Below are 13,499 nucleotides of genomic sequence, written 5' to 3' on the forward strand. Positions count from 1 at the left end.
GTTCCGTGCTCAGAGGAACGTTGGACGGACCTGTGAAGTTCCTGTGAGCCGAGCTCAGCCGGCGTCGGGGTGACGCGGCAGCAGCTCGCGCGAGGCGTAGCGACCGATCTGGTAGGTCATCCACCCATCAGCCCCTCCACCGACGACACCGCCGACCAGCGGGATCCGCTTGGCGGCCATGGAGATCATGCCTCTGCCGGTGACCCGGCTGAGCAGCTCCTGGGCCACCTCCGAGGCGACGATGGCGTCGATCGCGCGGTCGTAGGTCGGAGCGGTCGCGATTGCCATCGGCGGGGCGGGGATCCTCTTGTCCTGGATCCACTTGCCGACCTTCTCCTCGCTCAGGAGGGTGAGCAGGATGGCGTTGCGCACGCGAGGATCGGTCAGGTCGTAACCACGGAGATGCGCGATCGCGGCCACCATGCGGCACTGGATGATGGCCATCCCGGTGATGTTGGCCGGGAGCGTGATCGCCTGGGTGACCAGACCGCCGATGTTGGTCGCGAAGCCACCGACACCGGCCAGCCGCACGTGGTTGTCGATGACGTGCTTGACCGCGAGCTCGACGTCGTTGTCGTGGTCCTTGAGGTGCTTCTCGGCGGCCGCGGCCGCTGCCGGGAGCGGGCCGACACCGACGATCGCGTGGTGCAGCGCCTGCCGGACCACGGTGGTGGTCACGCCGGGAGCGGACTGGATGACCTTGGGTGCGAGCCGGCCAGCCGCACTGGTGAGCACTGCCTTGGGACCGATCATGAGGCAAATCTTAAGTGTGTGGTGGTTGGCGCCGCACGGGGCGATAACGTTTCGTCGTGGCGAATCTTCGGGGACCGATCGAACCCGAGCCCTCGCCGTGGGCCTTCGCCGACCTCCGGGATCCAGGCGCGGGCCATGGCGGGGCCGATCTGGACGATCTGGTGGGGATGGGTGCGGACGTTGCGCCCGGGACACTCCTGGCCGCATACCGGCACGGGATCTTCCCGATGCCCGGGGAGTCCCCGCGTGATCCGATGATGTGGTTCTCGCCGGTCAGGCGCGGCGTACTTCCGCTGGACGGGCTCGTCGTCTCGCGGTCCCTGCGCAGGTCCGTGCGGGACTTCGAGATCAGGATCGACACCAGCTTCGACCAGGTGGTGGCCTCGTGCGCCGACCCACGCCGGCCCCATGGCTGGATCGACAAGCGGATCCGCCGGGCCTACGGCGACCTGCACGAGCTGGGCTGGGCACACTCGGTCGAGGCGTGGCAGGACGATCGCCTGGTCGGCGGGCTCTACGGGGTCGCGATCGGCGGTCTCTTCGCCGGGGAGTCGATGTTCCACCGTGTCCGAGACGCGTCCAAGGTCGCCCTGGTCGGGCTCGTCTCGGCGCTGCGCGAGGCGGGGTCGATCGACCAGCGGATCCTGGACGTGCAGTGGCGCACCGACCATCTGGCCTCGCTGGGCGTCGTCGAGATGGGTCGCAACGACTACCTCGACCGCCTGGAGAAGGCGCTCAGGCTGCCGCTCCCGGAGGCGTTCGGCGGCCCTCCGGCCGAGTCCTAGCGGTAGTCCTAGAGGACGTACGCCTCGGCGCCGGTCTCGCTGACCATCGGTCGCCCGGCGGCGGCCCAGTCGAGCATGCCGCCGGCGAGGTTGACGACCTCGAAGCCCTGCTGGGCGAGGTAGTTGACCGCCTGGGCGCTGCGTCCGCCGACCTTGCAGACCACCAGGGTCTGGCCCTCGGGAAGCTCACCGAGGCGCGCCGGGAGCTCCTGGAGCGGGATGTGGGTGGCGCCCTCGATGTGGCCTGCTGCCCACTCGTCGTGCTCGCGGACGTCCAGGACGGCCACGGGCAGGGGATCGGGCACGCCAGCGATCTCGACGGTGGGGATGGTCACCAGTCAAGCCTACTTGAGAAGCCGGGACATCCGGCGATCGGCGAGCGGCTTCCCGCCGGTCTGGCAGGTGGGGCAGTACTGCAGGCTCGAGTCGGCGAAACTGACCTCGAGGATCGTGGAACCACAGACCGGGCACTTCTTGCCGGCCTTGCCGTGCACTGCGAGGTTGGACTTCTTCTCGCCCTTCAGCTCGCTCATCGCCAGGCCGGAGTCGCGCTCGACGGCCTCCCGCAGGGTCGTCCGCAGCGCGTTGTAGAGGCTCTCCGACTCCTCCTCGGTCATCTCGGCGGGCTTGAACGGCGACATCTTCGCCGCCCACAGGATCTCGTCGGAGTAGGCGTTGCCGATGCCCGCGATGATCGACTGCATCCGCAGCACGCCCTTGATCTGCTTGCGGCCCTGACCTGCGAGGATCTCGCGGAAACGGGCCAGCGTGAAGTCGTCGGCCAGCGGGTCGGGGCCGAGCGATGCCACGCCCGGGACGTCCTGCGGATCGTGGACGACGTAGAGCGCCAGGCGCTTCTTGGTGCCGCCCTCGGTGATGTCCAGCCCGGTGTCGTCGTCGAGCACGACCCGGATCGCCAGCCCGGACTTCGACCCCGGCCGGGGCGGTGTCGCCGGGATCTCGTCACGCCACCTGATCCATCCGCCGCGGGCCAGGTGCAGCACGAGATGGACGCCGCTCGCCTCGATGTCGATGAACTTGCCGTGGCGGGTCACGTTGTCGACGAGCGTGCCCTCGACCGCGGTCAGCGGCGGATCGTATGTCTTCAGTGCGCTGAACTGCGCGACGTGCACCTTCGTGATCGCGCGGCCGTCGAGGCGCCCGCGCAGGTCCTCGGCGAGCGCTTCCACCTCGGGGAGTTCCGGCATGTCCGCGAGTCTAGATCGTCAGGCTTGCGCGAGGGGAGGAAATCCCGCTACGATCGAACACACGTTCGACACTAGCGATCGATGTGAGAGTCTGCGCCTTTCTAAGGTTCATCCTAGAAAGGCGAATAGAGGCCTACGCTCATGAAAGATGTGGCTCGCTAGCCAAATCTAAGACGCGTCCTAGAGATGTGGATATCGTCTGATCATGGACCCCATCCGCAATCCGTACGCTCCTGGCGCCGGTCAGCGGCCCCCTGAGCTCGCTGGTCGTAACGAGCAGCTCGGGCAGTTCGACGTGGTGCTGGAGCGGGTGGCGCGTGGTCGCCCGGAACGGTCGCTGGTGCTCACCGGGCTCCGCGGCGTCGGCAAGACGGTCCTGCTCAACACGCTGCGGTCCGCCGCGGTCCGCAAGGGCTGGGGCACCGGGAAGATGGAGGCTCGCCCCGACCAGTCGCTGCGCCGGCCGCTGTCGAGCGCCCTGCACCAGGCGGTGCGCGAGCTGGGTCATCCGAGCTCCGACGACGTCGACCACGTGCTCGGCGTGATCCGCTCCTTCGCCCAGCGGGAGGCCGGTCCCAACGCCAAGCTGCGCGAGCAGTGGTCGCCGGGCATCGAGGTCGCGGCGGTGCGGGGCCGGGCCGACTCCGGTGACATAGAGATCGACCTGGTCGAGCTGCTCACCGACGTCGGCGGGCTCGCCGCCGATGTCGGCAAGGGCGTCGGCGTCTTCATCGACGAGATGCAGGACCTCGGCCCCGACGACGTCTCGGCGATGTGCGCGGCCTGCCACGAGATCAGCCAGTCGGGGCTGCCGGTGATCGTCGTCGGCGCCGGCCTGCCGCACCTGCCGGCCGTGCTCTCGGCCAGCAAGTCCTACTCCGAGCGCCTCTTCTCCTACCAGCGCATCGACCGCCTCGAGCGGGAGGCCGCCGACCGCGCCCTCGCCGCTCCCGCGGGCGAGGAGGAGGCCGAGTTCGAGTCCGACGCCCTCGCGGAGATGTACGCCGCCACCGGCGGCTACCCCTACTTCATCCAGGCCTACGGCAAGACCGTGTGGGACCAGGCACCCCGCTCCCCGATCACCGTCGAGGACGTGAAGGTCGCCGCCCCCGAGGCCGAGCGCGAGCTGGCAGTCGGCTTCTTCGGCTCGCGCTACGAGCGCGCCACCCCCGCGGAGCGGGACTACCTGCGGGCGATGGCCGACGCCGCCGTCGAGCTCGGCGCCGACGACATCGGCACCGTCGCCACCGCTGACGTCGCCGCCTTCCTCAACAAGAAGCCGCAGTCGCTCTCCCCGGCGCGCGACGCGCTGATGAAGAAGGGGCTGATCTACTCCGGCGAGCGCGGCCGAATCGCGTTCACCGTCCCTCACTTCGGTCGTTACCTACGCCAACAGGGGTAATTCGGCGTCAGCTCCGCAAACAGGGCGTAATTCCCTCTTCCCTCCGCGTAGGCACGGTGCTTGACTTTGGCGGTGGCCAGTGACGCACATCACATCGGCCGCATTCCCGCAGCGAACTCGGGCGCAGCACGAACGAGTGGAGGGAGAACCACGCATGCGTGGTTGGAAAAAGGCGCGACTCCTCACCATCGGAGCCGCAGGAGCGCTTGTCCTCGGTCTGACGCTGCCCGGCGCACCCGCCGGCAGCGCGCCGCCGTCGGACGACGATCGTGGCCGGGCCGCCAAGGAGCTCAAGGAGACCGGGTCCGACTACAACAACGGCAAGCGTCTCGGGGTCGAGCGGCACCGGGGCGATCTGGCCGGCAAGCAGGCACCGAAGGGACCCGCGAAGGTCGGCCAGAGCCGCACCTGGTTGGGGCTCGACGACGCCCAGGGAAGCATCTACCTCAAGGACTACACACTGCGAGGCGTCGGCGACAACATCGAGGTGTGGGTCGCCGAGGACCGGGCGTTCCCGGACGGTGACTGCCGCAACGCCCTCGGCCTGACCGAGGTCACCGACGCCCAGGTCTCGAACTTCATCTCGGAGTTCGACAACACCATCTACCCGATCGAGTCGGAGGAGTTCTCGGTCCCGCCCGACCGGGACGGCAAGCAGGCCACCCTGCCGGGGCTGATCCCCAACCTGCCGTCCTCGGAGTACAAGGGCGACGGCGACAACATCGTGGTTCTGGTCGACAACGTCCGGGACGCCAACTTCTACGAGCCCGCCACTCCGGACGGGCAGACCTACATCGCGGGCTTCTTCTACTCGGTCTTCAACGAGTACTTCGACCGCAACGTGATGAGCATCGATGTCTTCGACTGGCTGCACCGCACCGGCACCAACCCGCCCGACGACAGCACCGATCCGGCGTACGTCGCCTGCAACGAGGAGCTGAACAGCGCTCCCGGACGGCTGGTCGGAGCATCTCGGCCACTGCTGTACGAGGGCACCTTCGCGCACGAGTACCAGCACCTGCTGGAGTACTACGAGGACACCGACGAGGTCTCCTGGGTCAACGAGGGCCTCTCCGACTACGCCCAGACCCTGGTCGGCTACGTCGACCCGAGCACCCCACCTGACGATCCCGGCGCGGACTCGCACCTGGCGTGCTTCATGGGCTATCTCGATCCGGCGTTCGGTGGTTCGGAGAACTCGCTGACCGGCTGGGGCGACCAGGGTGGGCCGGAGACGCTGTGCGACTACGGCGCGGTCTACTCCTTCATGGAGTATCTGGCCAGCCACTACGGCCCCGACTTCCTCAGTGCCCTGCACCGCGAGGATGCCGGCGGACTCGAGGGGCTCCAGGTGGTGCTGGACCAGTTCGACACCGGGGTCTCCGCCCAGCAGACGATCCACGACTGGGCCGCCATGGTGGCTCTCGACGCGGCACTGGACGCCAACGGCGGCAACCTGAACGGCGGTGACGCGGCGACGTACCAGGCCGACTCGCTCTCCGCGAAGGTCAACTGGGACAACCCGGAGTCGTGGAACGAGAGCGGCGCACCGCCGAACGGCTCGGACTACGTACGCCTGCGCGACGGCGCCGGGGCCTACCTCCCCGCGGGCGAGATCGATTCGATCGGCTTCGACGGGGCGTCGGCGTTGGAGCCCAAGCCGGTCGAGTGGACGGTCGACGCGACCCCGCCGGACGCCACGGCAGCCGACAGCAGCTGTGGTTCGCCGCCCGCCGACGGCACCGGGGCCGCAGCGCTCTACGCCGGCTGTGGGCCGAACCTCGACCGGTCGGTCGTGCGAGCGGTCGACGTGCCCGCCGGTGGAGCCTCGCTGACCTTCGACGCCCTGTGGGACGCCGAGGTCGGCTGGGACTTCGGCTACGTCCAGGTCTCCACCGACGGCGGTGAGACCTGGCAGAGCCTGGCCACCGCCGACACGACCAGCGAGCACGACCCGGGTGCCATCCCGACCGTGGTCGACAACCTGCCCGGCTTCTCCGGCGACTCCGGGGGCTGGCGGCCGCAGAGTGCGGACCTGTCGGCGTACGGCGGGCAGAACGTGCTGGTGGCGTTCCGCTACATCACCGACTCCGGGGTCGACGAGTCCGGTTTCTGGGTGCGTGACATCGCCGTCGGCGGCACCGCGCTGCCCAGCGACACCCTGGACGGCTGGCAGTCGATGTCGCAGGTCAACCCGACACCGGTCGAGGGCTGGACGGTCCAGCTGGTGGCGTACGGCCCGGCGGGCTCGCCCGCGTGGGTGCACACGCTCGCGCTGGACGAGTCGTTCGACGGCACCCTCAGTGGTGCTGCGCTCGACGCCGCGATCGGTGACACGGCTGAGACCGTGGCGGCGGTTGTGATGTTCGACGATCCGACGGAGAGCGTGTCCGACCCGGCGCGCTACACCCTGACGGTCGACGGGGTCACCCAGCCGGGCGGCTGATCCCGGCACCCAACGCGCGGGCTGCGGCTGTCGATGGACAGTCGCAGCCCGCCGCTGTTCTACGGTGGAAGACGTACGCGTCGAGAAGGAGACTGCATGTCGACCATCGCCGAACAGATCGTGTCCACCCTGTCCGCCAGCGGTGTCCGCCGCGTCTACGGGATCCCGGGTGACTCCCTCAACGGGTTCACCGACGCGCTCCGGAAGAACGGAGACATCAGCTGGATCCACGTACGTCACGAGGAGGCTGCCGCGTTCGCGGCGGCCGCCGACGCGGCCACCACGGGTGAGCTCGCGGTGGTCGCGGGGAGCTGCGGGCCGGGCAACCTCCACCTGATCAACGGTCTCTTCGACGCGAACCGCTCACGGGTTCCGGTGCTCGCGATCGCCGCCCACATCCCGACCGCCGAGATCGGCACCGGCTACTTCCAGGAGACGCACCCGCAGGAGCTGTTCCGGGAGTGCTCGGTCTACACCGAGTACGTAGCCCAGCCGAGCCAGATGCCGCACGTGCTCGAGATCGCGATGCGTACGGCGGTCGAGAGGCAGGGCGTGGCGGTGCTGGTGATCCCCGGCGACGTCGCGCTGGCCGAGTCCGTGGTCGAGCGGACCGTGGAGATCCGCCCGACGCGCTCGCGGGTCATCCCCGACGAGGACGCCCTCAGGCGGGCGGCGGACCTGCTCAACGCCGGCGAGCGGGTCACCATCCTCGCCGGTGCCGGCTGCGCTGGTGCGCACGACGAGGTGGTGGCCCTGGCCGAGACGCTCGGCGCCCCGGTGGTGCACGCGCTCCGCGGCAAGGAGGTCCTGGAGTACGACAACCCCTACGACGTGGGGATGACCGGCCTGCTCGGCTTCGCCTCCGGCTATCGCGCGATGGACCGGGCCGACACCCTGCTGATGCTCGGCACCGACTTCCCCTACCGGCAGTTCTTCCCGAAGCACGCCAAGACCATCCAGGTCGACGTACGCGGCGAGCAGCTCGGTCGTCGCCACCCGATCGACGTCGGGCTGGTCGGAACGGTCAAGGACACCGCCTCGGCCTTGCTGCCGCTGCTCGACCGGAGCGGTGACCGGCGGCATCTGGACGACTCCCTGGACCACTACCGCCGCACCCGGACAAAGCTCGACGAGCTCGCCACCCCGTCCCGGTCGAAGGCGCCGATCCACCCGCAGTACCTCGCTCGTCTGGTCGACCAGGCCGCCGCCGACGACGCCGTCTTCATCCCCGACGTCGGGTCGCCGGTCGTGTGGGCGGCGCGCTACCTGACCATGAACGGCCGCCGCCGGCTGATCGGCTCCTTCGCCCACGGTTCGATGGCCAACGCACTGTCGCAGGCGGTCGGTGCCCAGGTCGCCCATCCGGACCGGCAGATCGTCGCGCTCGCCGGTGACGGCGGGCTCACCATGCTGCTCGGCGAGCTGGTCACCCTCATCCAGAACCGGCTCCCGGTCAAGCTCGTCGTCTTCAACAACTCCTCGTTGAACTTCGTCGAGCTGGAGATGAAGGCAGCCGGCTTCGTCACGTACGGCACCGACCTGGTGAACCCGAACTTCGCCGACGTCGCCACCGCGATGGGCATCTACGCCCGCCGCGTCGAGCACTCGGCCGATCTCCCGGACGCCGTCGCCGACGTCCTCGGCCACGACGGCCCCGCCCTCCTCGACGTCGTCACCGAGCGTCAGGAGCTCTCCATCCCGCCCAACATCACCGCCGAGCAGCTCAAGGGCTTCACCCTCTACGCCCTTCGGTCCGTGATGTCGGGTCGGGGTGACGAGCTGATCGACCTCAGCAAGGCCAACCTGCGCCAGCTGTTCTAGCGGTCGCGTCCCGCCGTCTCGAGCAGACGCAGCCAGATCTCGCTCATCGTCGGGTAGGCCGGGACCGCGTGCCAGAGCCGGTCGAGAGGGACCTCGCCGACGATCGCGATGGTCGCGGCGTGCAGCATCTCGGCGGTGTCGGGCCCGACCGCGGTGAAGCCGACCAGGACCTTGCGCCGCTCGTCGATGACCATCCGCGCCTGGCCGCGGTAGCCGTCGGCGTGCAGCGACGCTCCGGCGATCGAGCCGAGGTCGTAGTCGACGACGCCGACCTCGATGCCGGCGGCCTCGGCCGATTCGGCGGAGTGTCCGACCGCGACGACCTCGGGGTCGGTGAAGATCACCTGGGTGGTGGCCCGCTCGTCGGCGGTGGCGGCGTGGCGCCCCCATGCGCTCAGGTCGGGCTTCTCGCCGCGAGCGCGTGCGGCGATCAGATCGCCCAGCCCGCGAGCCTGGTACTTCCCGTGGTGGGTCAGCAGCGCCCGATGGTTGACGTCGCCCGCGGCGTAGAGCCAGCCTTCCTCGAGCTGCCCGTTGTCGTCGACCACGGCCAGGGCGTCGTCGACCTTCAGCCAGCTGCCGGGCTCGAGGCCGACGTGCTCCAGGCCGAGGTCCTTCGTGTTGGGCACCCGACCGGTGGCCACCAGGACCTCATCCGCGGTCACCTCGGTGCCGTCGGACAGGGTCACCCGGACCTCACCGCTCTCATCACGCCGAGCCTCGGACGCACCGGCGTCCAGATGAAGCGTGACTCCGTACGTCCGGAGCGCGTCGGCCACCTGCTCGCCGGCGAACTTTTCGACCCCCGGCAGGAGCCGGGTGCGGGAGATCAGCGTCACCTGCGACCCGAGGGCGCTGAAGGCGGTCGCCATCTCGGCGCCGACCACCCCGCCGCCGATGATCGCCAGGCGATCGGGAACGGACTGGGCGCCGGCGGCCTCGCGGTTGGTCCAGGGACCGACTTCCTCGAGTCCCGGGATCGGCGGGATGAGGGAGGAGCTGCCGGTGGAGACGACCACGGCGTGGCGTGCCTGAAGGTTGGTGGTCGTGCCGTCGTCGGCGGTGACGGTGACCGAGCGGGTGTCGGTGATGCGCCCGTGCCCGCGGACCAGGGTGATCCCGGCCCCGGTGAGCCACTCGACCTGACCGGTGTCCTTCCAGTTGGAGGTGAACCCGTCACGTCGAGCGAAGACGGCGGAGGCATCCAGTGTGCCCGTGACCGCCTGACCAGCGGCCGGAAGGGCGCGGGCGGCGCGCAGGGCTGCCGCGTCCCGCAGGAGGGCCTTCGTCGGCATGCACGCCCAGTAGGAGCACTCGCCGCCGACGAGCTCGCGCTCGACGATCGCTGCGGTCAGGCCGCCCTGCACGACTCGGTCTGCGACGTTCTCGCCGGTCGGGCCGGCGCCGATGACGATGACATCGACGGTCAGATCTTGGCTGGTGCTCGTCATGTCAGTTGACCTTACCCGCGCGCTGGCGCAGTCGGAGGGCAGAAATCAGGAAGAAGATGCCGCCCAGCGTCGCGTAGCCCGCGAGGCCGGTGAGTGACGCCTTCGGGCCGGTGGCCATCAGGATGAATCCGGTTCCGGCGAAGGTCGAGATCCCGCCGCTGAGGATCATCGCCCACTGACCACCGAGTCGGTAGCGGCGTACCGCGACGAACAGCTGGACCAGGCCGGCGGTGATCGCCCAGGCGCCCCACACCCGCAGGATGTCGGGGATCCCGGAGGTGGCCGCGACAGCGACGCCGACAGCGGTGAGCAGGCTGAGTGCCATGTTGACGTACAGCAGTACGCGCGGGCCCTTGGCGCCCGAGGTGCGGTGGTCGACCACGGCGGCTGCCACGTCGAACAGCGGGTAGATCACGAGCAGCGCGATGCTGGCGGCGTTGAGCGTCGTTGCGGTGAGTGCGACCAGCCCGGCCCAGACGATCGCGAACCCGAAGCGGAAGAAGTAGAGCCTCGGCAGTGCGCGGGGCGGGGCGGTCAGTGTGCCGGATCGACCGGTCTCGACGGAGGTGGACATCAGATCCCTTTCGTGGATCAAGCTGGGAGACAGAACGATCGTTCTACCTGGATCGAGAGTCTGTCGCAGCCGTCCGGAAAACGCAAGACCGATCGTTCTGTCTGCTAGCGTTGAGACCACGAGAACGAGAGGGATGACGGATGTCTGAGGCCCGGGATCGACTGCTCAGCACGGCGAGTCGGCTCTTCTACACCGAGGGTCTGCACTCGGTCGGGGTCGATCGCGTGATCGCCGAGGCGCAGGTCACGCGGGCGACGCTCTATCGGCACTTCCGGAGCAAGGACGAGCTCGTCGTGGCGTACCTGACGCAGACCGACGAGGCGATCCGGGCGCGCCTGGACGCCGCCCGGGCGGAGGTCGACGACCCCGACGACCTCATCCGGGCCGTCGGCCGGTCGATCGCCGCGGACATCCAGGGCGAGGGGTTCCGTGGTTGCGCGTTCCTCAACGCCGCCGCCGAATACCCGGACCCGGAACACGTGGTCCATCAGGCGGTGCTCAAGCACCGGGAGTGGTTCCTGGCCACGATGACCGATCTCTTCGCGGCGACGGGGAAGCCTGATTCGGAGTTTGCCGGCCGCCACTTCGTCATGTTGCGAGACGGTGCGATGGCGGCCGGCTGTCTGACCGATCCCGCCCCGGTCGGCGAGACGTTCCTACGAGGGCTCGAAGGACTTCTGACCTACCGGAGCGGCCTGGGGTCAGCGCTCAGCTGACGCCGTTGTCGGCGAGGAACTCCTTGGCGACGGTGGCCGGGTCGGCCTTGTCGACCTGGACCTTGGCGAGAGCCTCGGTCAGGTTGGCGGTGGTGAGCGCCTCGGAGACCGCGTTGAGCGCGGTCTCGGCGTCGCTGCTGAGCGCCTCGGAGCGGATCAGCGGGACGATGTTCTGGGCGAGGAAGAGGTTCTTCGGGTCCTCCAGGACGACCCAGTCGTTCGTCGGGATCGCTGAGTCGGTCGTGAACACGTTGGCCACGTCGACGGAGCCCTTCTTCAGGGCCGCGACGGTCAGCGGGCCGCCGGGGTCGGTCGGCGTGATCTCCTTGAAGGTGACCCCGTAAACCTCAGCCAGGCCCGGGACCCCCTGGGCGCGCGTCTTGAACTCCGGGCTCGCGCCGAGGGTGAGATCCTTGGCCACCGGGGCGAGGTCCTCGATGCTGGTCAGGGAGTACTTCTCGGCGGTCTCCTTGGTCACCGTCAGCGAGTCCTTGTCCTCGGCGGCCGACTGCGGCAGCGTCTGGCTGCCCTCCGGAAGCACGTCCTGGAGCGCGTCGTAGACGTCCTCGGGGGCGGAGACGTTCTCCGGCAGGTTGCCGTCCGTCAGGTAGGACAGCAGGCCTCCGTTGTACTCCGGCAGCAGATCGATGTCGCCGCTCTTGAAGGCCTCCATGTAGACCTCGCGGGACCCGATGTTGGGCTTGGTCTCGACCTTGACGCCCTCGGCCTCGAGAGCCTGGGCGTACATCTCCATGAGCAGCTCGCTCTCGGGGAAGTTGGCCGAGCCGACGACGATCGTGCCGCCGCCCGAGTCGGAGTCCGATCCTGAGTCGAGCGGGTCACCGCCGCAGGCGGTCAGGGTGCCTGCCACGGCGAGCGTCGCGAACAGATACGCGGTGGTGCGGATTCGGCGGGACATTTGAGATACCTCTCGGGTTGCTGGGTTGGTCAGCCGGCGGGTGTGCCAGCGGGTTGGCCGGCGGGGCGGAGGGTGGTCGGGCGGTTGCCGGCCTCGCGGCCGTCGACGCCGGGCGAGACGAGGAGTCGCTGTACGCCCGCGAGCGCCAGGTCGATCGCGACCGCGAGCACGGCCAGCACGATCGCTCCGGCGACCACCTGGTCGTACTGGAGCGTCGCCAGCCCGTCGAAGAGATAGCGGCCGAGACCGCCGAGACCGGCGTACGCGGCGATGGTCGCGGTCGAGACCACCTGGAGCGACGCGTTGCGCAGGCCACCGATGATGATCGGCAGGGCGATCGGGACCTCGACGCGCCAGGCGATCTGGGTCTCGGTCATGCCGACGCCTCGCGCCGCGTCGACGGTCTCGTCGCCGACGGACTGGATGCCGGCGTACGTCGTGGCGAGGATGGGCGGGATGGCGAGCACGACCAGGGCGATCGTGACCGGGACCAGACCGATCCCGACCAGGCCGAGCGCGAGCATGAGTACGCCGAGGGTCGGCAGCGCGCGGCCGGCGTTGCCGAGGTTGATCGCGATCAGGGCGCCGCGGCCGGTGTGGCCGATCAGCAGACCGATCGGGAACGCGATCGCGGCCGCGATCGCCAGGGCGAGGACGGTGTAGCCGAGGTGCTCGAGGATGCGCTGGGGGAAGCCGTCAGGGCTGGTCAGCGACCAGTTGGCGGCGTCGAGCAGGTAGTCGAGACTCATCGCGCACCCGCTCGCGCCCACGGGGTGAGCCCGCGCTGGAGGGCGACGATGAGGACGTCGGCGATGACCGCGAGGGCGACCGAGAGGACCAGACCGATGATGATCGGCGGCAGGTAGAAGCCGAGCTGGAACCCGCGGGTGAAGAGCTGTCCGAGGCCGCCGATGCCGATCAGAGCCGCGATGCTGACCATGCTCACGTTGGCCACGGTCGCCACCCGCAGACCGGTCAGGATCACCGGCATGGCCAGCGGCAGCTGGACGGTGAACCAGCGGCGTACGGGTCGATAGCCCATTGCGGTCGCGGCCTGGAGGACGGTGGTGTCGACCGCGTCGAGACCGTCGGCCGTCGTGCGGACGAGCAGGGCGAGCGAGTAGAGGGTGAGCGCGATGACCACGTTGACCGGGTCGAGGACGCTGGTGCCGAGGATGCCCGGGAGCAGCAGGAGCAGCGCCAGCGACGGGACGGTGTAGATCACGCTGCCGGCGGTGAGCGCGATGTGGCGTGCCGGGACGTAGCGATGGACCAGGGCGCCCAGCGGCAGGGCGAGGACGAAGGCGATCGCCACCGGGATCAGAGCGAGCCAGATGTGCTGGACGAGCGCGGTGAGGACGTCGTCCGCGTTGGTCTCGAGATAGCGCCAGAGGTCCTTCACCCGGCCTCCTCCGCGGAAGCCA

General features: G+C 69.4%; 13 protein-coding genes. 5 read left to right on the top strand and 8 right to left on the bottom strand.

The window, feature by feature from the left end; all coding sequences use genetic code 11:
- Positions 1 to 54 precede the first annotated feature (54 nt).
- Positions 55 to 753 carry an EcsC family protein gene (locus ABTX24_RS12120; RefSeq protein WP_350839858.1) on the bottom strand — a complete coding sequence of 233 codons (699 nt, stop codon included), beginning with the start codon at positions 751 to 753 and terminating at the stop codon, positions 55 to 57.
- 56 nt (positions 754 to 809) lie between these two features.
- Between ABTX24_RS12120 and aat the strand changes: the two genes are divergently transcribed.
- The gene (gene aat / locus ABTX24_RS12125) at positions 810 to 1,538 is read left to right on the top strand and encodes a leucyl/phenylalanyl-tRNA--protein transferase (RefSeq protein ID WP_160025963.1); all 729 of its coding nucleotides are present in this window, start codon (positions 810 to 812) and stop codon (positions 1,536 to 1,538) included.
- Between the two features lie 8 nt (positions 1,539 to 1,546).
- Here aat and ABTX24_RS12130 read toward each other — a convergent pair whose 3' ends face one another.
- Complete coding sequence (locus ABTX24_RS12130; RefSeq protein ID WP_160025962.1) at positions 1,547 to 1,873, bottom strand: rhodanese-like domain-containing protein; 327 nt, start codon at positions 1,871 to 1,873, stop codon at positions 1,547 to 1,549.
- Positions 1,874 to 1,882: 9 nt separating this feature from the next.
- Positions 1,883 to 2,746, bottom strand: coding sequence for an Fpg/Nei family DNA glycosylase (locus ABTX24_RS12135; RefSeq protein WP_350839860.1), 864 nt, complete (start codon positions 2,744 to 2,746; stop codon positions 1,883 to 1,885).
- Positions 2,747 to 2,951: 205 nt separating this feature from the next.
- Between ABTX24_RS12135 and ABTX24_RS12140 the strand changes: the two genes are divergently transcribed.
- The 3 genes from ABTX24_RS12140 to poxB all read left to right on the top strand — a co-directional run bounded on the left by ABTX24_RS12140 (position 2,952) and on the right by poxB (position 8,415).
- Positions 2,952 to 4,148 carry a DUF8462 domain-containing protein gene (locus tag ABTX24_RS12140; RefSeq protein WP_350839862.1) on the top strand — a complete coding sequence of 399 codons (1,197 nt, stop codon included), beginning with the start codon at positions 2,952 to 2,954 and terminating at the stop codon, positions 4,146 to 4,148.
- A gap of 154 nt (positions 4,149 to 4,302) precedes the next feature.
- On the top strand, positions 4,303 to 6,594 hold the full coding sequence (locus ABTX24_RS12145) for a choice-of-anchor J domain-containing protein (protein WP_350839864.1): 2,292 nt from the start codon (positions 4,303 to 4,305) through the stop codon (positions 6,592 to 6,594).
- A gap of 96 nt (positions 6,595 to 6,690) precedes the next feature.
- A complete protein-coding gene (gene poxB, locus ABTX24_RS12150) occupies positions 6,691 to 8,415 on the top strand; it encodes a ubiquinone-dependent pyruvate dehydrogenase (protein WP_350839866.1) in 1,725 nt (574 codons plus the stop codon).
- Here the strand turns inward: poxB and ABTX24_RS12155 are convergent.
- Entirely contained in the window at positions 8,412 to 9,866 is a 1,455-nt protein-coding gene (locus ABTX24_RS12155) for a dihydrolipoyl dehydrogenase family protein (protein ID WP_350839868.1), read from the bottom strand. The two genes, poxB and ABTX24_RS12155, sit on opposite strands and share 4 nt — an antisense overlap.
- A 1-nt stretch (position 9,867) precedes the next feature.
- Positions 9,868 to 10,440: a hypothetical protein gene (locus tag ABTX24_RS12160; RefSeq protein ID WP_350839870.1), complete on the bottom strand. Its 573-nt coding sequence runs from the start codon at positions 10,438 to 10,440 to the stop codon at positions 9,868 to 9,870.
- A 140-nt stretch (positions 10,441 to 10,580) separates the two neighbouring features.
- On the opposite strand from ABTX24_RS12160, the gene ABTX24_RS12165 reads away from it, so the two are divergent.
- Positions 10,581 to 11,156 (top strand): TetR/AcrR family transcriptional regulator, encoded by a 576-nt coding sequence (locus ABTX24_RS12165; protein ID WP_350839872.1) that lies wholly within the window; start codon positions 10,581 to 10,583, stop codon positions 11,154 to 11,156.
- Here ABTX24_RS12165 and ABTX24_RS12170 read toward each other — a convergent pair.
- Genes ABTX24_RS12170 through ABTX24_RS12180 form a run of 3 tightly spaced genes read right to left on the bottom strand, consistent with a single transcriptional unit; the run spans position 11,149 to position 13,477 of the window.
- Complete coding sequence (locus ABTX24_RS12170) at positions 11,149 to 12,075, bottom strand: ABC transporter substrate-binding protein (RefSeq protein WP_160025955.1); 927 nt, start codon at positions 12,073 to 12,075, stop codon at positions 11,149 to 11,151. The two genes, ABTX24_RS12165 and ABTX24_RS12170, sit on opposite strands and share 8 nt — an antisense overlap.
- 29 nt (positions 12,076 to 12,104) lie before the next feature.
- The gene (locus ABTX24_RS12175; protein WP_350839874.1) at positions 12,105 to 12,824 is read right to left on the bottom strand and encodes an ABC transporter permease; all 720 of its coding nucleotides are present in this window, start codon (positions 12,822 to 12,824) and stop codon (positions 12,105 to 12,107) included.
- Positions 12,821 to 13,477, bottom strand: a complete 657-nt coding sequence (locus ABTX24_RS12180) for an ABC transporter permease (protein WP_350839876.1) — start codon at positions 13,475 to 13,477, stop codon at positions 12,821 to 12,823. The genes ABTX24_RS12175 and ABTX24_RS12180 overlap by 4 nt, the downstream gene beginning before the upstream one ends.
- Positions 13,478 to 13,499: the final 22 nt, after the last annotated feature.

Source organism: Nocardioides sp. NPDC127514, assembly GCF_040302125.1.
Classification (GTDB): domain Bacteria; phylum Actinomycetota; class Actinomycetes; order Propionibacteriales; family Nocardioidaceae; genus Nocardioides.